We start from the raw sequence: 19,305 nt of genomic DNA on the forward strand, positions 1-19,305 counted from the left end.
ACTATGCTAAAAGGATTGACCAACGGATAGCACACCAATTGGGACGGTATGATCTCATCCAGACACTCTTTTACTGACCAGCCACGAGTCCAGCAACGGTTCAGTGGATGCCTGATGGCGCTGGCACTGATACTGTTGTTGCCATGGTCCAGCATTGTCCTCGGGCAAAACGGTCAGCCCGCGCTACCGAGTGTGTACATTGCCGGTTCCGGTAACTCCGCCCTGGATCGACACGTGACCCGACTATTACGTTCGGAACTCGGAGAATCGGTTGAACTGGTATTTCTGTCAGAGGGCCAGGAAACTCTTGTATCGGCCAGCCCAGTGATCACCATTGGCCCGACCGCATTCACTCGTATTCATCAGATCAACAGGAACGCACAGATACTCGCATTGCTGGTAGAGCGCAAGTTTATCCAAGGCTATGTTAACCGCTCCCCTGGGCTGGTGTCTGCGGTGTTTTATGACGTTCCCCTGTTGCGTCAGGCACTGACCGGTAAAGCGATACTGCCTCAGTCCAAGCGTATTGCCTTGCTGGCTTCCACGGAGTCTGTCGAGATCTATGAAGATTTGATGGATCAGCTGGCGGAGTACAGTCTCGAAGCGCGCGTATTCGTCACGGATAGCGACGACCAGTTGATTCCTACCCTTATCAGGGCCCTGAACTACGGTGATTTTCTGCTCGCCGGCCCTGACGACGTCATCTACAACCCCAGAAATATCAAACATATCCTGCTGACCGCCTATCGGCGAAACCGTATCGTCATCGGGCCAAGCCAGGCCTATGTGAAAGCCGGAGTCCTGGCCTCAGGCTATGCCCCCTTCCCGGCCATGGCGGCGAAGGCTGGCGAGTTGCTTCAGACATACTTTGATACAGGCAGTTTTCCTGAACCCGTCTATCCGAGTGAGTTTCGTGTGGAGGTCAATGAACAAGTGGCCCGATCACTCAATATCCCACTTCCCAGCCGTGAATGGATATCGCAATACCTGGACGACCTGATGCTTTCCAGCCAGGAGGATTCCGAATGAACAGGCAGAATGCATCCCTGTCCAGAAAACTTCTGTTGCTTGGCGCCTTGCCTGCGGTTGTCATGTTTGTTGCCCTAATGGCGTTTTTTACCTCGGCCCGGCTGGAGGACGCGCGTACCGACCTGGCTGAAAGCAGCCAGATGCTGGCGGACAGCCTGGCCCCGGCACTCGAGTACGCTGTGGTTTCCGGCAATATTGCGGCCCTTGAGCAGACACTTAATCAGTCACTACGGCGTAGCAAAGCCGAGTGGATACGCGTAACCGATGTGGTCGGAAAAGAGCTCGGCTTTGTCAGCAATAGTCTTGACAGCCCCTCACAGCGACACCACAACTTCGATATTTATTCTGCAGAAATCCTTCAGGAACCCCTGGACCTTGGCGCAGGCGCTGGATGGTTCAACCCCGGTTATGGGTTCAGTTCTGGTTCCTTGCGGGTTGGTGCAGTTGAAGTGGGTGTTGAACCGCGCGTGCTGGCTGATCGCCAGCAGAGTATTCTGTGGTCATCTATCGCCGTTGGTGTCGCCATGCTGCTGTTCACCATCGTTCTGGTGAACCATTTCCTCAACAGTATCCTGCAGCCCATTCGCGGGGTGGCAAGCCGGGTTGATCAACTGATTACCGGTGATTATGACGCCCAGCCCGTGACCACCAAGGGAAACTCCAAAGAGATCGTCGCCATACAGAAACAACTGAACGAGTTGGGGGACCATCTGGAGAAGCTCAGAACCACCCGCGACCAGACCCTGGCGGTGTCGGAAGAGGCCCGGGAAAAGGCCGAACTGGCAAGCCATGCCAAATCTGAATTCCTTGCAACCATGAGCCACGAGCTCAGAACTCCGCTCAATGGGGTACTGGGAATGGTTGAGTTAATCCAGGAGGAACCGTTAACCAAGCGACAGCGGGATTACCTTGGCACTGCCCGGCAGGCTACAGAGGACCTGCTTACCGTCATCTCCGATATTCTCGATTATGCCCGTATGGACAGCGGCACTCTGGAACTGGAACACCAGGAGTTTGATCTAAGGTCCATTCTGGCCAACTGTGCGGCTTCCTATCGCCATGCAGCAGAGCAGCAAGGCCTGGCACTGGATATCAACTTTCTGGGGGAATGGCCAGACAAACCGGTGGTGGTTGGCGACGCACCTAGAGTCCGACAGATTCTGGCAGGGCTACTGGATAATTCGGTTAAATATACCACGAACGGTTTTGTCAGTGTTCGCGCAAGTTGGCTGTCGCTTGAAAGCGGTTGCGCACTGTTCGGCTGTTCCGTCAGTGATTCCGGAGCGGGTATTCCCAGTGACCGCCTTCACAATATTTTCCACACATTCGAACAAGTTGACTCCGGTAACACCCGCGCCCATGACGGCGCCGGACTGGGGCTCTCTCTGGTTCAGCGGTTGGTGGAACTGATGGGAGGCCATATTCAGGTGGAGTCTGATTTCGGAGAGGGCTCCTCGTTCCGTTTTGAGCTGCCATTTGAGCTGGCGGATGCCCCGGCCCAGGTTCAACCGGAGCTCCCGGATATCCCGCGGGAGCAGCTTGGAAGAAAGTCCTGGGCCCTGGTGGTCGAGGACAATGAGGTAAACCAGAAGGTCTCCACCAAGCTGCTGAACAAGCTCGGTTTTGAAACCGATACCGCGAATAACGGCCAGGAGGCGGTCGACAAAGTAAAAAACAAACACGAAGGCTACGATGTCATCCTGATGGATTGCCAGATGCCAGTGATGGACGGCTATCAGGCAACCCGAATGATTCGCGAATGGGAACAGGGGAACGGGCAATGCGGTACGCCGATCATCGCCCTGACGGCTGATGTCTCAACAGAAACCGAGGCCAGCTGCCGGGCCAGCGGCATGAATGATTACATACCCAAACCGGTACGCCGCGAGACCCTCAGGGAAGTACTAAGCCGCTGGATTCGATTGTAAAGAACCGGAAAGCTTACGCTACCGGTTCACGCATGGTGACAAATTCTTCCGCTGAGGTCGGGTGAATGCCCATGGTTGAGTCAAACTGCGCCTTAGTGGCACCGGCCTTGATGGCAACGGCCAGCCCCTGAATAATCTCGCCGGCGTCTGGCCCGACCATATGAGCGCCGAGCACCTTGTCGGTCTCATCGTCCACCACCAGTTTCATCAGGCATCTCTCGTCCCGTCCGCTCAATGTGTATTTCATCGGTCGGAACTCTGAACGGTAAATGCGCAGCCTGTGACCGGCTTCCCTGGCCTCTTCCTCAGTTAGGCCAACGGTACCGATATTCGGCTGGCAAAACACAGCGGTCGGAATAGCGCTGTAATCCATATCGCCCTGACCGTCACCAAACAGCCGACGCGACAGCACCATGGCCTGGGCCAGTGCCACTGGAGTGAGCTGCGGTGTGCCGATGACATCGCCCAGCGCGGTGATTGAGGGTACCGAGGTCTGGAAATGGTCATCCACAACGATGTGGCCCGAAGCGTTGAGTTCAATACCCAGCTCCGTCAGGCCAAGGCCGTCAACCAGGGCTCTCCGTCCGGTTGCTGCCATGACAAGACCGGTCTCCAGGCGTTCTCCGTCAGACAACATGACCTGATAGTGGGCGCCTTGAGTCTCAATGGATTCGATGGTGGCGTTGAAACGCAAGTCGACGCCCTTTTTGCGCATCTCCTGCTCGGTGAACCGGCGCACATCGTCATCAAAGCCCCGCAGGAACAAATCACCCCGGTACAACAAGGTGGTTTCCACACCAAGCCCGGCCAGTATGCCGGCGAACTCTACCGCGATATACCCGCCACCCCAAACCACCGCATGACGGGGTAATTGCGGAAGGTAGAACATTTCATTGGAGGTAAGGATGCAGTCTTTACCGGGAACATCCGGCACTACCGGCCAGCTTCCCGTCGCGACTGTGATGTGTTTTGCGCTATAGCTCCGCTCGCCTACCGTAACGGTATTGGCATCGCTGATGGTTGCCGTGCCATTGATGATCTCAACTCCGGCATTCTCGAGCAGGCGACCATAGATGCCATTCAGGCGCTCAATCTCAGCGTTTTTGTTTGCCACCAGAGTGGGCCAGTCGAAGCTAACCTGATCGAGCGGAACTCGCCAGCCATAGCCTGCTGCATCTTCCAGTTCGTCATGAACATGGGCACCGTACACAAACAGTTTTTTCGGAACACAGCCAACGTTGACACAGGTGCCGCCCAGGTACCGGGACTCAACCACCGCAACCTTCGCGCCCCGCTGGGCTGACATTCTCGCCAGGCGGACACCACCGGAACCGGCACCAATTACGATCAAATCAAAATCATGGCTGTCGGACACATTCACTCCTGATAACAAATACTGTGTTAATGCGGCGTTGCCTCGTTCCGGGCGTCATTAGCGTCAGATCCAATTTCCCGGAACAGGACATGATCTTCAAAATCACCCAGGCGTATCTTGCCCAGGCTGCGGAAGCCCTCGGATTCGTAAAACGGCAGGTATCGGCTGTTACCGGTATCCAGTACCAGGCCCTTGCCCCGGGGATTTTCCTCACAAAGCTTCTCGACCGCTTTGAGCAAAACCCGACCATACCCCTGATTCTGGTATTTTGGGTTGACCCCCATCAAAGGCAACTGATGAGCCTGTGGGTGCGGCAACAGGTCGCGGATTTTCTGATGGTAATCCAGGTATCGGCGAGTCGAGGCAAACCCCGCGGTCAACACCATGCGAATTCGCCAGCTAAGCTGCTCAGCGAGGTTCATCCGGAGTTCCGGGTCGCCGATGAAGGCCACGGCAATCAGGGTATCCCCTTTCATCACACCAACGGCATCCTGATTGAGCTCAAGGTACAGGTCAATCAGTTCCCTGACTGTCGCTCTTACTCGCTGGTCGTAACCCGCCCGGCGATGATCAAACAGATACTGGAACGTTGGATCTTCCCGGTACGCATGGCAAAGAATCGACTGGGCCTCGTTGCGGGCAGTCTCATCAAGACGAACCACGACAGCATCAGAATTATTATTGTTTTCCTGCTTATCACGCATTTACTCGCGCTCCTCCGAAATGACCGGTCAGCTTGGGGCATGCCCCTTTCAGATCGTCAGTGTCAGCCGCACGGATACCCGCCCCGGCTCATTTCCCCTGTCCATGGCAGCCTGATCCACAATCACCCCATGTCGGGCATCAAGCTGCTCCAGCCAGGCCGCTACCTCGGCAAACGGTGCGGCTTCAAGCCATACCCGGATGGCAGACTCGCCGCTTGGCTCAAATCGCTGCAGCGAAAGCCCCGCTTCACCTGCGGAGCGGGTAACCAGTGCCATCAGCGCCCGACCGTCTTCAGGCTTGTCAACGCCGGCCCCCGCCGACGAACCGGAACCCGCACCACCAAGGCGACGAATGGTTGCCTGGTTTGCCTGCATCCAGGCCAGAAGTTGCTCGGCATTTTCACGACTGGCTTCCGCCTGGTTGCTGAAATCAGCCACAGGCCGCCAGATGCCAAAATAGAGAATGGCCAACAGCAAGGCAATGCCCAGCACCACCAGCGCCTGTCTATCCCGCACCGGCAGTTGATCGTATCTCGCGATAAGCTTACCGACCGCCGGCTGGTCTTTGATTCGTGCCCACATGGCGTTAGCCTCCCGAAACCGTCAACCGGCCACGGGAGCCGGAGCTTTCATTAACCACAGACCCAATCTGCGCACGCAATCCCTGATTGGCCAGGCCATTTCTCAGATTACTCATCCGTTCATAACTGTCGGCCCGGACGTCTACCACTAGCTCTCCCCTGTTCCGGCTGTAGTTAATGGAATTAAAGGTAACCGCCTGGGCATTCGCAACCCGGCTGTACTGATCTCCGGTGTATTTCATCAGCGTGATGAAATCCACTTCTTCCCGGCCAGCGCCTGCCACCCTCAACTGACCCTCAATCACCCGGCGCACATTGCCCGCGTGGGTACGGCGGTCAGCGGGAAAAGCGTCACGGTAGATGGCCATGGCCTGGCTTTGCAGCTCCTCGGCCTCCTGGTTGTGATACACACCCATACCAATTTCAAGCCCCAGCTGAATCACAAACCAGACGGACGCAACTGCAATCAGTGGCTTCCAGGGCTTCAACGGGCTGCTGCCGCTCGTTTTAACGGAGAAGGCGCCCTGGCAGAGATTGACCGGATGACACATATGATGATGGTGGGACCACGCCAGCAGCTCCAGCGCCGTAAATTCCAGGGGCTTCTGCGCCAGATGTACCCGGCCATCGGTACCGCTCAGTTCCAACAATGCCGGCTGCCAGAGTTCCAGCTCGGGCTCGGTTCCATAAACCGTGACCGGTATCTCCGCGACCACCTCTTCAGTGGCTGGCGCTGCGAGGGTAACCCCCAACATGCCCAGGTTGGCGGTCTGCAGTCGCAGCCACTCGCCTCGATGACTTGCCAGCATGGCCCACTCGCCGTCGAGGCAGGCGGTCCAGCCGTTATCGGTTGTCGGCAACAGGGAGGCGTCCGGGTAAATGGCATCCAGGCGCACGTGCTCCCAGCCTGTAAACAGCTCTAACCACTGCCCCATTTGGGATTGATCTATTGCCGCAACATGGTATCCATCCGAGGTATGACGGCCAAGCGCCAGGTGGACGCTCTCGATATCCTGGGCGATCTGTTCTTCCACCGCGTATGGCAACGCCTGGTGTACGAACCGGCTTTGCTTGGCGGGAATGTCAGCCAGGCAAAACAGGGCTTCGTCACCCGGAATAAGGCCGATCAGCAGCACTTTTTCCAATGCATTCTGGCCGAGTGTCTGCTCAATCGCATCCCGGGTATCTGCCGCACCACTGGCCTGGGTATCGCCACTGGCATCCTGTAACAGCCAGCTGAACAGCTGTGATTCCGGGTTCTGGTCCAGGTCTGCGAAGGGCGGGACCGGCCGAACAAAAAGGCGGTAAGACATGGCTATCCTTCTGAGAATGTATAAGGCTCTTTGGTGATGCGATTCTTCTGCCCGGAATCCCTGTGAACCGTCCGGACTTCACCCTCCGGACTCCTGAATACCGTGCTGACCATATTAACGACACGATTATCGTAGGTAATCCGTGAAACAACTTCAAAAAAACGGGTTTGCAAGGTCAACCCGGTGGTTTTCAGCCCCATGCCGGAAAACTCGGGCAAAGCGAGGAAATCCTGTAAATTCTCAAACCGCTCTTCTTCTCTCTTGGCCAGAACTGACTCTGCCTGAGCTTCCGTCATGTCATCGTGCAACGACATCAACACCGCGCCAGTGGCGGTATTCACGTTGATCCCGATACCGCTGACCGGCAGCGTACTGACATGAGGCCGGAGCGCCACATAGATTTCCTCGGTCATCCCATCGATCAGGCGTAATTCGGTGATTGACACAAACGGCTGATTGGCCGCCCGATACGCGGGCTCCGCTATCAGGTACTGGCCATCTTCGGCGCCATAGGCACTGATGGTCTGGTCATCTGCATCAATCCAGTCAATCAGTGCGTCGACTGAAACAGCGGTAATGCCGAGAGCCCGGAACAGCCGCACCAGTCTGTCGCGGGTCAAAGGGTCTACCTGGCCGTTTGGGGTAACCAGATCATTGAGATTGATGCGCCCTGCAAGGTCATCTATCTGAACCTCCGCCACGCCGTTGTCGTCCAGTGGCAGGATGGCAGCATATTGAGCCCAGAATTCGTCGGGGCTGTCCACCATCACGCCGTCCTCCCGGTCCTGCTCAAAATCGCGTACCAGAATCCGGCGGGCGAACTCTTCGGCGCCCAGTGCAATGCTGTGCCCCTGCTGCTGCGCCAGGTAATGCCCGGCCTTGAACACTTGAACACTTTGTTGCCTGCTCATGCCTGTGGCCAGCATCACCACCAGAGCCATGGCCAGCAGCACCATGATCAGTGCTACGCCCTGCTGTCCCGACGGCTTACTCTTGACCGGTTGCCGTGTCATGTGCCGGTACCTTGCTGGGTATCCTGAACTGCCTGAGATTCTTCTTCATCGGTATCCGAGTTGCCCGTTGCCTCCTGCTGCTGGTTAACCACGGCCTGTGCCTGGGCAAGATCAAAGTCAGCCAGGGCAAAGGTTCTGACCAGTTCTCCGAACAGTTCATGCTCCAGAGTAATTTCAATGCCCCTCGGCATGGGCAGGACTGGCCTTGCGCCGGGCGACAGGCTAGCGAGGTCCTGATCTGACGGCCAGTCGTCCTGCCAGCTGAGTTGACTGTTCAGAAAGCGAATTTCGAGCGACACCACGTTGTCCAGTAACAGCAGATCCTGGCTGTTATCTTCCTGCCCCTGGTCAACCGTCGGCCAGTAGCGGCGCCGGAGCTCGGTCCCGGTGTATTCCCAGGCAACCCGTTGCAGCCCACTGCGCCTCAGGCCAAGGGGGTTGCGCCAACCCTGGCGGGTTAATACCAGTTCAAAAGCGTCCTCACGACTGCTGAGTGCGGGCCGGAAGTCGCCGTAAACATCCCGAATCGGCCGGTTAACCAATTGGTTCAGGTCCCTCTCCAGCAGTAACATGGTTTTCTGGAGGTTTTCGAACTCGCCAGACACATCATTTACCCGGTCCCGCGCAGTCACCACGCCATTGATCACCTGCCATACGCCGAGGCCGATAACAGCGGTGATAGTCACCGCAATCAACACTTCCATCAAGGTAAAACCGGAACTGGTGTGAAGACCTGAATAGCCTGAACGGGAGCGCATCACTTCTCCCCAAGAAATGCTGACAGGGTATGCACCGGAACCGGGTCGCCCCCACTGTCAGTGTAGCGGGCAACGGTTACTTCCACCCGACGCATGCTCGGCTCGGCGGTACCTTGAACAACCGTGGTGACCCGCCATCGGTACTGGCCGAAATCCTGATCATCGGAGTTTTCGGAAATGCCCGGCAACGCCTCTTGTAAACGGAGTTCATTAATCCGGTTATCGGCCACCCAGCCGGCCAGGGTTTTATCGCGAACCCGTTCGTAGCTTGCGATGTACTGGCTACCCACCTCCGCTGCGGCGGTGGCGATCAACCCGAACACCAGCAAGGCAATCAGCACTTCGAGCAGCGTGAAACCTCTGACTGTGTTTACCATGCCTCATCCTCACTGCCCGGCTTTCGCCACTGAAGCAGGGATACACCGTCAGATTCGATTACGTGCATGTCGTCGGTGTTGTTGCCGATGGTGAACTCAATAATAAAGGGTGTGGTTTCGCCACTGGAGAAAAACACCACATCCGGGCGCAGACGATCTTCTGCCGAGGTCAGGCGGGGCGCGTCGTTCTCAATGTAATCAGTGAGGGTTAGCCATTCAGGCAAGGGCCTGGCACGGAACAGCCGCTCCCCGGACAACTTCCATTCACCGGTGACATCTTGATACGACACGAATCGGTAGTTGTCGTCCTCAATTAACAGCCCAAGCTCCTGATTGTTCAGGATCGCCTGTTCCGATGCGGTTTGCATCAGCAGGAACAGATCCTGAACGGTATTCTCCAACTCTCGCTTCTGGGAACTTCCGGCCATGTTGAACACCGCCAACGCGGCCAGAAGCCCGACAATAATCAGGACAACCAGAATTTCAATCAGCGTAAAACCGATTTGGTTCGCCCTGCGTTTCACAATCAATCAGTTCCCGGTTTTCCAGACACTGATATCGGCAGCATCACCCTCGCCACCCTCCTGGCCGTCAGAGCCGAAGGAGTAAAGATCGTAGGGACCCTCCGTTCCGGGGCTCACGTACTGGTACTCGTTACCCCAGGGATCTTCCGGGACGCTTTTCAGGTAGCCGTCTGCGTTCCAGTTACGGGGTTCGGGTGACCCACTGGGCCGGCGCACCAACGCTTCCAGACCTTGCTGTGTAGACGGGTAATGGCTGTTATCCAGGCGGTAGAGGTCCAGGGCATTGGCAACATTGCTGAGCTGGGTTTCCGCCACCGTCACTTTAGCCTGGTCGCTACGGCCCATGATGTTGGGTGCCACAATCGCTACCAGCAAGCCAAGGATGACCATCACCACCATGATTTCAATCAGCGTGAAGCCTTTGTTACGGGCCTGGTTCGGGTTCTGTTTCATACTCATCGTTCCACTCATCATTGACCTGGGTCTTGGGTTAGTCAGTCTTCAAGGCAGGTATCAGCCCACCAGATTGCTCATATTCAGAATGGGCAGCATGATCGCCAATACGATGATCAGCACCACAACGCCCATCACCAGCAGCATCAACGGCTCAAACAGGCCGACAATGGCGGCAATTTTCGACTGCAGGGTGTTCTCTTGCATCCGGGCGGTGCGCTCCAGCATGCCGTCCAGTTCACCACTGGCCTCGCCACTGGCAATCATGTGCAACATCATTGGCGGAAAGTAGCCAGTCTGATCCAGCGACCGATGCAACGAGCCGCCCTCGCTGACTTTACGTGCTGCATCTTTCAGTTCTTTTCGAAGGTAGTCGTTAGACAGTACCTCACCGGCGATTTTCATGGCCTCCACCAGTGGCACACCACTGGTGGTCAGGATGCTCAGGGTGCTTGCATAACGCGCGGTGTTCACACCCCGAACCATGCCCGAGAACAACGGAAGATGTAACAACTGCTTGTGGAATTTCATCCGGAACCCGGGTTTGTTCAGGGCAATGCGGAAACCAACCAGCGCCAACATCAACAGGATAAAGAGATAGACACCATAAGTGCCGAGAAATTCCGACACCGATAACATGGCCATGGTCAGCCCGGGCAAGTCCTGCCCTTGCCGGACAAACACCTCGATGATATCCGGCACCACGTAGGTCAGCAGGAAAACGACAATGGCGATTGCAACCACACTGAGAATGATCGGGTAGATCGCGGCCAACTGGATTTTTTGCCGGGCTTCCTGGCGGTTTTCGGTGTAGTCCGCCAGCCGGTTCAGTACCAGGTCCAGGTGCCCGGCGTGTTCACCGGCAGCAACCGTGGAGCGATAAAGCCGGGGAAACGCCCTTGGAAACTCACCAAAACTGTCCGCCAGCGTGTAGCCTTCCATCACTTTGGCCCGAATGGCAATCAACATGCTACGGATGCGGGGCTTGGTGGATTGCTGCGCGGCTGCACTGAGTGCCTGTTCGATGGGAATGCCTGACTGAATCAGTGTCGCCAGTTGGCGGGTTACCAGGGCAAGGTCCGCAGCACTCAGGGAGCCTCGATTACTGAACGGGTTAGTACGAGCCTGTTGTTTGTCAACGGCCGGTTCAACGGTCAGCGGGGTTAGCCCTCTCTCGCGCAATTGCTGGCGCACGGCACGAGCAGCGTCTGCCTCCAGAACACCCTGTTTCTGCTTTCCCCGTTGGTCCAGCGCTTTGTAAACGTAGGCTGGCATGGATTACTGGCTCCGGTGGGTAACGCGCAGAACTTCTTCCACGGTGGTCGTGCCTTCCAAGATTTTTTTGACCCCGTCTGCGTGAATACTCGGACTGCGGAGGCGAGCGGCTTTCTCCAGGTCCATCTCCCCTGCTCGTTTGTGAATCAGCGTGCTGATTTCTTCGGTAATTTCCACCACCTCATAGATACCGATACGCCCACGGTATCCCAGCTGATTACAGTGTTCACAGCCTTTCGCCCGATAAATGGTGGGCGGATTGGCCGGGTCCTGCTGCAGGAATTCGCAATGTTCTTCGGTCGGCGTATAGGGTTCGCGACAATGGGTACACAACACCCGCACCAGACGCTGGGCAACAATACCCACCAGGCTTGAGGAAATCAGGAAGGGTTCAATGCCCATATCCATCAAGCGGGTAATGGCGCCCACTGCAGTATTGGTATGCAGGGTTGAGAGCACAAGGTGACCGGTCAAACTGGCCTGAACGGCAATCTCCGCCGTTTCCAGATCCCGGATTTCACCAATCATAACCACATCCGGGTCCTGGCGCAGGATAGCCCGAAGCCCCCGGGCGAAGGTCATATCCACCTTGGTGTTGACCTGGGTCTGGCCGATACCAGGCAGGTTGTATTCGATGGGGTCTTCGACGGTCAGAATATTGCGGCTTCGGTCGTTTATTTCCTGCAATGACGCGTACAGGGTTGTCGACTTACCGGAACCGGTCGGGCCAGTAACCAGAAGAATCCCGTAAGGGCGGTAGATGAGTTTGCGCAGGATCTTGAGGTCATTTCCCGCCATGCCCAGGGATTCCAGCCGAATGGTACCCGCCTGTTTATCCAGCAAACGCAGCACCACCCGCTCGCCACTGGACGACGGCATGGTGGACACCCGGATATCCACTTCCCGTCCTGCCACCCGGAGCGCTATACGGCCGTCCTGGGGTACCCGCTTTTCAGCGATATCCAGTTTTGCCATAACCTTGATGCGGGAAACCAGCAAAGGCGCCAGAGCCCGTTTCGGCTGAACCACCTCCCGCAGCACGCCATCAACGCGGAAACGCACTACCAGGTGCTTTTCATAGGTTTCGATATGCACGTCCGAAGCGTTGGTCTTCACCGCCTCAGTGAGAATGGCGTTGATCAGGCGAATGATCGGGGCGTCGTCTTCCTGCTCCAGAAGATCTTCGGTCTCCGGCACGGAATCCGCCAGCGATGCCAGGTCCATGTCATCGCCAATACCCTCCACCATCTGCATGGCTTCGGCCGAATCGCTCTGATATGCAGCGTTCAGGGCCTGGTCAAAACGGTTTGCTTCAATTGTGGTAAAGCGGGCCCGACCACCACTGATCCGGTTTGCTTCAGCAAGTGCAGAGTGGGACGCACCCGGTCGCACCAGGATAATCGCTTCACCGTCTTCATTGCGGGTAAGAATGACACCGTTGCGCTTGGCAAAGGTGAACGGAAGACGGTCCAGCGGCGCATCCTGCGGCTGCATTTCGGTTTCGGTGGTCAAGGGCTTCCTCGTTGTTTCCGTCAGATCATTCATTATTTTTCTGGGACTTTCCGGCGCTGGAAAAATCCTTTAATTCTTTAGCCATACAAAGGCACTAAAAAAGGCTACCACAGGAATGGGAACCACTGAACAACTCTATACACTATACTGCCACTAATTCATTTCAGTCTGATAACCTGTGAGCTTTTTACGCCTACGATCATTCATTCAGGAAACCCGATGCTCGCTCTTGATCAAAGGATACCATTGTTACTTGCGGTGACTGCGGTTGTGGCCATGCTAGGGCTGACCAGTTGGCAGGCATACCAGTTCTGGCAAAACGAGTCGCAGCGTACGCTGCCTGAGGTGCAGACAGCGGGTAACAACACCGACACACCAAGACAGAACGTGCCTGAAGTACAGCTGGCAAACCTGACCCTATTCGGTACAGCTTCGGATACCGGTGGCGCAGTGGAGGTGGACACCGAAAATCTGCCAGAAACCAACCTCAGGCTTTCGCTGCGCGGTGTGTTGGCTGCTGACGGCGAATTCCCGGGCAGCGCGCTGATTGAAGATGACAAGGGCAAGACCGAAGCGTACCTGGTAGGCAACGAGCTTCCCGGTAACGCCAAGCTACGCACCGTGTTCCCTAACCGTGTCATCATCGAGCGCGCTGGCAAACTCGAAAACCTCTATTTTCCGGAGCTTGATGATCGTTCAGGCGTTTCTCTGGCCAGTAGCAATGCAGAATCACTCGACCAGGAGATACAGCAACGGCAAACACCACAGCCTGCACAACGTGCATCATCCAGCGGCACGGCCACGCCAGCGGGCGAACAACAACGTAGAGAGGAGATCAGACAGCGACTGGAGCAGTTACGCCAACGGCTACAGAACAGTAACTGAGGCCTGATATGGCAACGGCAACCTGGTCTGCACGTCGCCATACCATCCTCATTCCCCTGGTCTTTGTTTTTTCCCTGGCGGGTGCCATTGAACTCAGCGACCGGCTGATGACCTACGTGCGGAGTGAATTCGGCCAGGAAGCCCATCAGAGGCTGCAAGACTGGCAGCGGCTGCATCAATTGGCCCGTAATGCCCCCATCGACCGACAACGTCGTCTGGTCAACTCGTTCTTCAATCGGATCCCTTTCGTCAGTGACATCCAGCATTGGGGCGAGGAAGACTACTGGGCCACCCCGGTAGAATTGCTAACCACCAACGGCGGAGACTGCGAAGACTTCTCCATTGCCAAGTATCTGACATTACGAGCCATGGGCGTTCCCGACGAAGAACTGCGTATTGTCTATGTCAAAGCCCTGGAGCTGAACCAGGCCCACATGGTTCTGGCCTGGTACAAGACCCCGGACGCCGATCCGTTGATCCTTGACAACCTGATAAACGACATTAGACCTGCCTCGCAAAGAACTGATCTGGAACCAGTTTATAGCTTTAACGGTGAAGGCCTCTGGCTCAACCGTTCCTCCGGGGAGCGCTCGAGGATTGGCGATGCCCAGAGGCTTGAGCACTGGCAGGACCTGAACCGACGGTTGACCGAGTCCCTGCGACACTGATGTTTCACCTGGCGCCAAATGACAAAGCCACTGTCGCACTCTGCCACTGGGTTTTGGCGCCAACGCTATAGAATGCCGACACTTTTCATGAAATCGGGAGTTGTGGTCGATGCGACGCTGGAACGGATGGGGTGATGATCAGTTTAACCTGGAGCTGCCTGCGCAGGGTCAGGCATTTCTTGAACAGCGAGTTGGTTCTGCTAGTCCGTTACAGGATGCCACCCTGGAGCAAGTAAGCGAAAAGGTACCCGCCACACGCCTACCGGCTGACCCCAAGGTTGATGACCTGATCGACACCAGCGCGGAAGTGCGCGTACGCCACGCCCGAGGCCAAAGCCTGGTGGACTGGCTGGCCCTTCGCAGCGGTGAGATCGGCACCTTTCCCGACGGGGTTGCATTTCCGAAATCCAATTCGGATGTTCGAGCCTTGCTGCTCTATGCCGAAGACCACGACTTGCACCTGATTCCTTACGGTGGCGGTACCAGCGTGGCGGGCCATATCAACCCCGTCGACCAGGGCAAACCAGTGCTGACCATCAGCCTTGCCAAAATGAACCGCCTTCTGGACCTGGACCGGGAAAGCCAGCTGGCCACGTTTGGCGCAGGCACTCCAGGCCCCCTGGTTGAGGCGCAGTTACGTGCCCACGGCTATACCTTGGGCCACTTTCCCCAGTCCTTCGAGCTCTCCACCATTGGCGGCTGGGTGGCCTCCCGCTCCAGTGGGCAACAGTCCCTCCGCTATGGCCGAATCGAGCAGTTGTTTGCCGGTGGCCGGATCGAAACCCTGCAGGGCACGCTGGACCTGCCCACCCTGCCCGCTTCCAGCGCCGGGCCGGACATCCGGGAGATGATTCTGGGCTCCGAAGGTCGGCTGGGCCTGATCACTGAGGTCAAAGCCCGTGTCAGCCGCCTGGCTGATCAGGAAGACTTCTATGTGGTGTTCTTCCCGAGTTGGGAACAGGCAAAAACCGCTTCGCGAAAGCTGGTGCAGAACCGTGTAACCCTATCCATGCTGCGATTAAGCAACGCGATCGAGACCGAAACCCAACTGGCGTTAGCGGGCCACCCACAACTGATCGGTATGCTGGAGAAATTCCTGTCCTTCAGAGGGGTGCGCGAAGGCAAGTGCATGATGACCTTCGGCATTACCGGCAGCAAAGCCCAGTGCCGTTCCACCCTGGCTCAAGCCAAGAAAGTGTGCAGTGCCCATGGTGGTGTTTATACAGGCACCAAACTTGGTGCCAAGTGGGCCGAAAAGCGCTTTACCATGCCCTACTTCCGGGAGGCGCTCTGGCAAATGGGCTATGCGGTAGACACTCTGGAAACGGCTACAGACTGGGATAACGTCGACAACCTGCTCAATCGAATTGAGAGCAATCTGCGAGAAGGTCTCAGTAAGGACGGAGAAAGAACCCACGTGTTCACCCACCTGTCCCATTTTTACGGACAGGGTTGTTCCATCTACACAACCTATGTGTTCCGCGTAGCCGATACCTACCCGGAAACCGTGGCCCGATGGCAGCATCTGAAAAACACCACCTCGGAACTGATCGTCCGCAACCGGGGAACCATCAGTCACCAGCACGGGGTTGGCAAGGACCACGCCCCCTTCCTGCCGGTGGAAAAAGGCGAACTGGGCATGCGCGCCATCCGTGCGCTGACGGATAGCTTTGACCCAGACGCCCGCCTCAATCCCAAAACCCTTCTGGACTGAGGTCGGTATGACACGACAACAGATTCTCGCAGAACTGAAAACCGGTAATGCCCGATTCGATGTGGTGATTGTCGGTGGCGGCATCACCGGCGCAGGTGCTGCCAGAGAAGCCGCGGGGAGCGGCCTGAGAACCCTTCTGGTGGAACAGAAAGACTTTGCCTGGGGCACGTCCAGCCGGTCATCAAAAATGGTCCATGGTGGCTTACGCTATCTGGGCAGCGGCCACATTGGCCTGACTCGTGATGCCGTCAGGGAACGCCAGCGCATGATGGCGGAGGCCCCCGGGCTGGTTGAGCCACTCCGGTTTGTTATGCCCCATTACCAGGGCCAGTTTCCCGGCCCCAGACTGTTCCAGGCTTTGCTGGCGGTATACGACCGGCTTGCCGGTGCACGCAGCCGGCAACGCCTTACACCCTCACAAACCCAGCAATGGGCGCCCGGTCTGAATCAAGCCGGGCTCCTGGGGGCCAGCCTGTTTACCGACGCCCTCACCGACGACGCCCGGTTGGTGCAAAGACTGATCGCCGAGGCGAGCCAGGATGGCGCCCTCTGCCTCAACTATGTATCCGCCACCCGGATCATCCGGAATGAGGCCGGCATGGTGAATGGCCTTGTCGTGGTTCCGGAGGGGGAACCGCCAGAATCTGGCATAACGGTATCAGCGCCCATCGTTATCAATGCCACCGGTGCCTGGGCAGACAGGCTGCAACAGCAGGGCCCATCGGAACAGCCGCTGAGTATTCGTCCGCTCCGGGGCAGCCACCTTGTCGTACCCTGGAAGCGGCTACCAGTTACCTGCGCCGTCTCTTTGTTCCACCCGGAAGACAAACGCCCAGTGTTTGCTTTTCCGTGGGCAGGCACAACGGTACTGGGCACCACCGATCTGGACCACCGGGAAAACCTGGACCAGGAGCCGGTGATTACCGATCACGAGCTTCGATATTTGCTGCAGGTGGCCGAGCATCTATTCCCCGGCGCCAGCCTGTCTGCCCGGGATGTGATCTCCACCTGGGCCGGTGTCCGGCCCGTGGTGACGGATGGTCAGGGCAAGACGCCCTCCCGCGAGAACCGCGAGCACGCATTGCGCCAGGATAAAGGCCTGATCAGCGTCGCCGGGGGCAAGCTCACCACCTTCCGTCAGATTGCCCGGGAGGCTCTGGAAGCCGCACTCGAGCCAGATGGTAGCCACAGATTGCGGGCCGACGACCAGCCGGTGTTTCAGCCCCTGGCCAACCTTGACCGGCCAACAGCGGTACGTCACCTGACCTGGCAACGCCTCAAGGGCTACTACGGCCCAGCGCTGGCCGAATTATGCCGTGATGCAGACTTTACGGAAGTTGCCGATACCGGCGTGCTCTGGGCTGAACTGGAATGGGCCTGCCGGCAGGAGCAGGTACACCACCTGGATGACCTGTTACTGCGCAGAACCCGCCTGGGGCTTGTCTGCCCCGCGGGAGCCAGAACCCTGTTGCCAGAACTCCAGAAGCGATGCCAACGCCTGCTGGACTGGACAGACGAACGTTGGCAGCGGGAAGTGGAACGCTATCTGTCCCTGTACCAGCAGGCCTACGCCCTGCCTTCCGAGGGCGGATAACCGTATGGCCAAGACACCCCTGATTCTGGCGATCGACAATGGCACCCAGAGTGTTCGTGCACTGCTGTTTGACCTGCAGGGCAATCTGCATGGCAAGGGCAAACAGGAAATCGAACCCTACTTTTCAGAACACCCAGGCTGGGCCGAGCAGCATCCGGACTACTTCTGGACCAATCTCGGGCTGGCCTGCCAAGCGCTCTGGCAGAGTACCGATGCAACACCGGACCAGGTCGCCGGCGTCACCGTCACGACCCAACGGGGCACGGTGATCAACCTGGACAAACACGGGCAACCGTTGCGCCCGGCCATTATCTGGCTGGATCAACGCCATGCCCGGGTAGACGGCCCGTTAACGGGCCCCTGGGGACTTCTATTCAAGCTGGCCCGGCTCGAAGACACCATTGAGCGTTTCCGGGAGAAAACCCAGGCCAACTGGATTGCCCAGAACCAACCGGATCTCTGGGCTCAAACCCACAAATTCTTGCTGCTCTCCGGTTACCTCAATTACCGGCTGACTGGCCAGTACACAGACTCCACCGGCAGCCAGGTGGGCTACCTGCCGTTTGACTACAAAAAACAGCAGTGGGCAGGCAAACGCGATTTCAAATGGCAGGCCATGCCCATCACCCGCGATATGCTGCCGGAACTGGTGCAACCCGGCGAAACCCTCGGTCAACTGATTCCCGACGCAGCCCACCACCTGGGCCTGCCAGCGGGCCTGCCGGTTATTGCGGCGGCGTCAGACAAGGCGTGCGAAATACTCGGCTCCGGTGGGCTCAGCCCGGACATCGGCTGCATGAGCTACGGCACCACCGCGACGATCAATACCACCAATCATCGGTACGTTGAGCCCACCCGGTTCATGCCGCCTTATCCATCGGCCCTGCCCGGTCACTACTCAACGGAAGTGATGATTTACCGGGGCTTCTGGATGGTCAGCTGGTTCAAGAAAGAATTTGGCCTGCGGGAACAAAAACTGGCCGAACAAAGGGGGATAGAGCCGGAGGCCCTGTTCGATGAACTGGTCAATTCCGTACCGCCTGGCTCCATGGGCCTGATGCTGCAACCCTACTGGAGCCCGGGCGTGCGCCAGCCAGGCCCCGAAGCCAAGGGTTCGATCATCGGGTTCGGCGACGTCCACACTCGGTCACACCTGTATCGTGCCATTCTGGAAGGCCTTGCCTATGCGCTCCGTGAAGGCAAGGAACGGCTCGAGAAACGCAGCGGTCAGAAAATCCGCCGGCTCAGGGTGGCCGGTGGCGGCTCACAAAGCGATGCTGCCATGCAGTTGACTGCCGATATTTTCGGGCTGCCTGCCGAGCGACCACACACCTATGAAACCTCCGGCCTGGGCGCGGCGATCGACGCCGCCGTGGGCCTGGGCCTGCACCCGGATTTTGACACAGCGGTACGGGAAATGACTCGTGTCGGCCAGGTATTCACACCGTCTGAGCAAGCGTCTGAGCTTTACCAGCGCCTGTATTCCGAGGTGTATCTGGACATGTACCCAAGGTTACAACCGCTGTACCGGAAAATCAGGAGTATCACCGGCTACCCCAAATAATGATTGCCGAGCTCTGAATGATGCATTTTCGCCATATA

At 57.3% G+C, this 19,305-nt stretch carries 18 protein-coding genes; 7 read left to right on the forward strand and 11 right to left on the reverse strand.

Annotation, left to right across the window (positions count from 1 at the left end; all coding sequences use genetic code 11):
- Positions 1-114: 114 nt before the first annotated feature.
- The gene (locus tag ACTZWX_RS02930; RefSeq protein ID WP_444712675.1) at positions 115-1,029 is read left to right on the forward strand and encodes an ABC transporter substrate-binding protein; all 915 of its coding nucleotides are present in this window, start codon (positions 115-117) and stop codon (positions 1,027-1,029) included.
- Positions 1,026-2,957 carry a response regulator gene (locus ACTZWX_RS02935; protein ID WP_444712676.1) on the forward strand — a complete coding sequence of 644 codons (1,932 nt, stop codon included), beginning with the start codon at positions 1,026-1,028 and terminating at the stop codon, positions 2,955-2,957. Before ACTZWX_RS02930 ends, ACTZWX_RS02935 begins: the two co-directional genes overlap by 4 nt.
- 13 nt (positions 2,958-2,970) lie before the next feature.
- On the opposite strand, the gene gorA is transcribed toward ACTZWX_RS02935, so the two are convergent.
- The 11 genes from gorA to gspE are packed head-to-tail and all read right to left on the reverse strand — an operon-like array spanning position 2,971 to position 12,842.
- Positions 2,971-4,332 (reverse strand): glutathione-disulfide reductase, encoded by a 1,362-nt coding sequence (gorA, locus tag ACTZWX_RS02940; protein ID WP_444712677.1) that lies wholly within the window; start codon positions 4,330-4,332, stop codon positions 2,971-2,973.
- A 26-nt stretch (positions 4,333-4,358) separates the two neighbouring features.
- On the reverse strand, positions 4,359-5,036 hold the full coding sequence (locus tag ACTZWX_RS02945; RefSeq protein WP_444712678.1) for a GNAT family N-acetyltransferase: 678 nt from the start codon (positions 5,034-5,036) through the stop codon (positions 4,359-4,361).
- 48 nt (positions 5,037-5,084) lie between these two features.
- Entirely contained in the window at positions 5,085-5,618 is a 534-nt protein-coding gene (gene gspM / locus ACTZWX_RS02950) for a type II secretion system protein GspM (RefSeq protein WP_152438225.1), read from the reverse strand.
- 4 nt (positions 5,619-5,622) lie between these two features.
- A complete protein-coding gene (gspL, locus tag ACTZWX_RS02955) occupies positions 5,623-6,930 on the reverse strand; it encodes a type II secretion system protein GspL (protein ID WP_444712679.1) in 1,308 nt (435 codons plus the stop codon).
- Positions 6,931-6,932: 2 nt separating this feature from the next.
- Positions 6,933-7,943, reverse strand: a complete 1,011-nt coding sequence (gspK, locus tag ACTZWX_RS02960) for a type II secretion system minor pseudopilin GspK (protein WP_152438227.1) — start codon at positions 7,941-7,943, stop codon at positions 6,933-6,935.
- Entirely contained in the window at positions 7,940-8,701 is a 762-nt protein-coding gene (gene gspJ, locus ACTZWX_RS02965; protein ID WP_444712680.1) for a type II secretion system minor pseudopilin GspJ, read from the reverse strand. The genes gspK and gspJ overlap by 4 nt, the downstream gene beginning before the upstream one ends.
- On the reverse strand, positions 8,701-9,078 hold the full coding sequence (gene gspI, locus ACTZWX_RS02970; protein WP_058091058.1) for a type II secretion system minor pseudopilin GspI: 378 nt from the start codon (positions 9,076-9,078) through the stop codon (positions 8,701-8,703). Before gspI ends, gspJ begins: the two co-directional genes overlap by 1 nt.
- A complete protein-coding gene (gene gspH / locus ACTZWX_RS02975) occupies positions 9,072-9,608 on the reverse strand; it encodes a type II secretion system minor pseudopilin GspH (protein ID WP_444712681.1) in 537 nt (178 codons plus the stop codon). The genes gspI and gspH overlap by 7 nt, the downstream gene beginning before the upstream one ends.
- Entirely contained in the window at positions 9,609-10,061 is a 453-nt protein-coding gene (gene gspG / locus ACTZWX_RS02980) for a type II secretion system major pseudopilin GspG (protein ID WP_444712682.1), read from the reverse strand.
- A gap of 54 nt (positions 10,062-10,115) precedes the next feature.
- Positions 10,116-11,330 carry a type II secretion system inner membrane protein GspF gene (gene gspF, locus ACTZWX_RS02985; protein ID WP_152438230.1) on the reverse strand — a complete coding sequence of 405 codons (1,215 nt, stop codon included), beginning with the start codon at positions 11,328-11,330 and terminating at the stop codon, positions 10,116-10,118.
- A gap of 3 nt (positions 11,331-11,333) precedes the next feature.
- Entirely contained in the window at positions 11,334-12,842 is a 1,509-nt protein-coding gene (gene gspE / locus ACTZWX_RS02990) for a type II secretion system ATPase GspE (protein ID WP_444712683.1), read from the reverse strand.
- A gap of 219 nt (positions 12,843-13,061) precedes the next feature.
- Here gspE and ACTZWX_RS02995 point away from each other — a divergent pair, with 219 nt between their 5' ends.
- The 5 genes from ACTZWX_RS02995 (at position 13,062) to ACTZWX_RS03015 (ending at position 19,267) form a co-directional block, all read left to right on the forward strand.
- Complete coding sequence (locus tag ACTZWX_RS02995) at positions 13,062-13,727, forward strand: type II secretion system protein N (protein ID WP_444712684.1); 666 nt, start codon at positions 13,062-13,064, stop codon at positions 13,725-13,727.
- 8 nt (positions 13,728-13,735) lie between these two features.
- Complete coding sequence (locus ACTZWX_RS03000) at positions 13,736-14,395, forward strand: transglutaminase-like cysteine peptidase (protein WP_444712685.1); 660 nt, start codon at positions 13,736-13,738, stop codon at positions 14,393-14,395.
- 109 nt (positions 14,396-14,504) lie between these two features.
- Entirely contained in the window at positions 14,505-16,109 is a 1,605-nt protein-coding gene (locus ACTZWX_RS03005) for an FAD-binding oxidoreductase (protein WP_444712686.1), read from the forward strand.
- A 7-nt stretch (positions 16,110-16,116) separates the two neighbouring features.
- The gene (locus ACTZWX_RS03010; RefSeq protein ID WP_444712687.1) at positions 16,117-17,703 is read left to right on the forward strand and encodes a glycerol-3-phosphate dehydrogenase/oxidase; all 1,587 of its coding nucleotides are present in this window, start codon (positions 16,117-16,119) and stop codon (positions 17,701-17,703) included.
- A 4-nt stretch (positions 17,704-17,707) separates the two neighbouring features.
- Positions 17,708-19,267, forward strand: coding sequence for an FGGY-family carbohydrate kinase (locus ACTZWX_RS03015; protein ID WP_444712688.1), 1,560 nt, complete (start codon positions 17,708-17,710; stop codon positions 19,265-19,267).
- Positions 19,268-19,305 lie beyond the last annotated feature (38 nt).

This window comes from Marinobacter sp. NSM (genome assembly GCF_052380025.1).
Lineage (GTDB): Bacteria > Pseudomonadota > Gammaproteobacteria > Pseudomonadales > Oleiphilaceae > Marinobacter.

What these genes read in the sequence shown, in the direction of transcription:
- ACTZWX_RS02930 (WP_444712675.1), top strand. Translation starts at nt 115, where the DNA reads ATGGCGCTGGCACTGATACTGTTGTTGCCATGGTCCAGCATTGTCCTC.
- ACTZWX_RS02935 (WP_444712676.1), top strand. Translation starts at nt 1,026, where the DNA reads ATGAACAGGCAGAATGCATCCCTGTCCAGAAAACTTCTGTTGCTTGGC.
- ACTZWX_RS02945 (WP_444712678.1), bottom strand. Translation starts at nt 5,036, where the DNA reads ATGCGTGATAAGCAGGAAAACAATAATAATTCTGATGCTGTCGTGGTT.
- gspM (WP_152438225.1), bottom strand. Translation starts at nt 5,618, where the DNA reads ATGTGGGCACGAATCAAAGACCAGCCGGCGGTCGGTAAGCTTATCGCG.
- gspL (WP_444712679.1), bottom strand. Translation starts at nt 6,930, where the DNA reads ATGTCTTACCGCCTTTTTGTTCGGCCGGTCCCGCCCTTCGCAGACCTG.
- gspK (WP_152438227.1), bottom strand. Translation starts at nt 7,943, where the DNA reads ATGACACGGCAACCGGTCAAGAGTAAGCCGTCGGGACAGCAGGGCGTA.
- gspJ (WP_444712680.1), bottom strand. Translation starts at nt 8,701, where the DNA reads ATGCGCTCCCGTTCAGGCTATTCAGGTCTTCACACCAGTTCCGGTTTT.
- gspI (WP_058091058.1), bottom strand. Translation starts at nt 9,078, where the DNA reads ATGGTAAACACAGTCAGAGGTTTCACGCTGCTCGAAGTGCTGATTGCC.
- gspG (WP_444712682.1), bottom strand. Translation starts at nt 10,061, where the DNA reads ATGAGTATGAAACAGAACCCGAACCAGGCCCGTAACAAAGGCTTCACG.
- gspF (WP_152438230.1), bottom strand. Translation starts at nt 11,330, where the DNA reads ATGCCAGCCTACGTTTACAAAGCGCTGGACCAACGGGGAAAGCAGAAA.
- ACTZWX_RS02995 (WP_444712684.1), top strand. Translation starts at nt 13,062, where the DNA reads ATGCTCGCTCTTGATCAAAGGATACCATTGTTACTTGCGGTGACTGCG.
- ACTZWX_RS03000 (WP_444712685.1), top strand. Translation starts at nt 13,736, where the DNA reads ATGGCAACGGCAACCTGGTCTGCACGTCGCCATACCATCCTCATTCCC.
- ACTZWX_RS03005 (WP_444712686.1), top strand. Translation starts at nt 14,505, where the DNA reads ATGCGACGCTGGAACGGATGGGGTGATGATCAGTTTAACCTGGAGCTG.
- ACTZWX_RS03010 (WP_444712687.1), top strand. Translation starts at nt 16,117, where the DNA reads ATGACACGACAACAGATTCTCGCAGAACTGAAAACCGGTAATGCCCGA.
- ACTZWX_RS03015 (WP_444712688.1), top strand. Translation starts at nt 17,708, where the DNA reads ATGGCCAAGACACCCCTGATTCTGGCGATCGACAATGGCACCCAGAGT.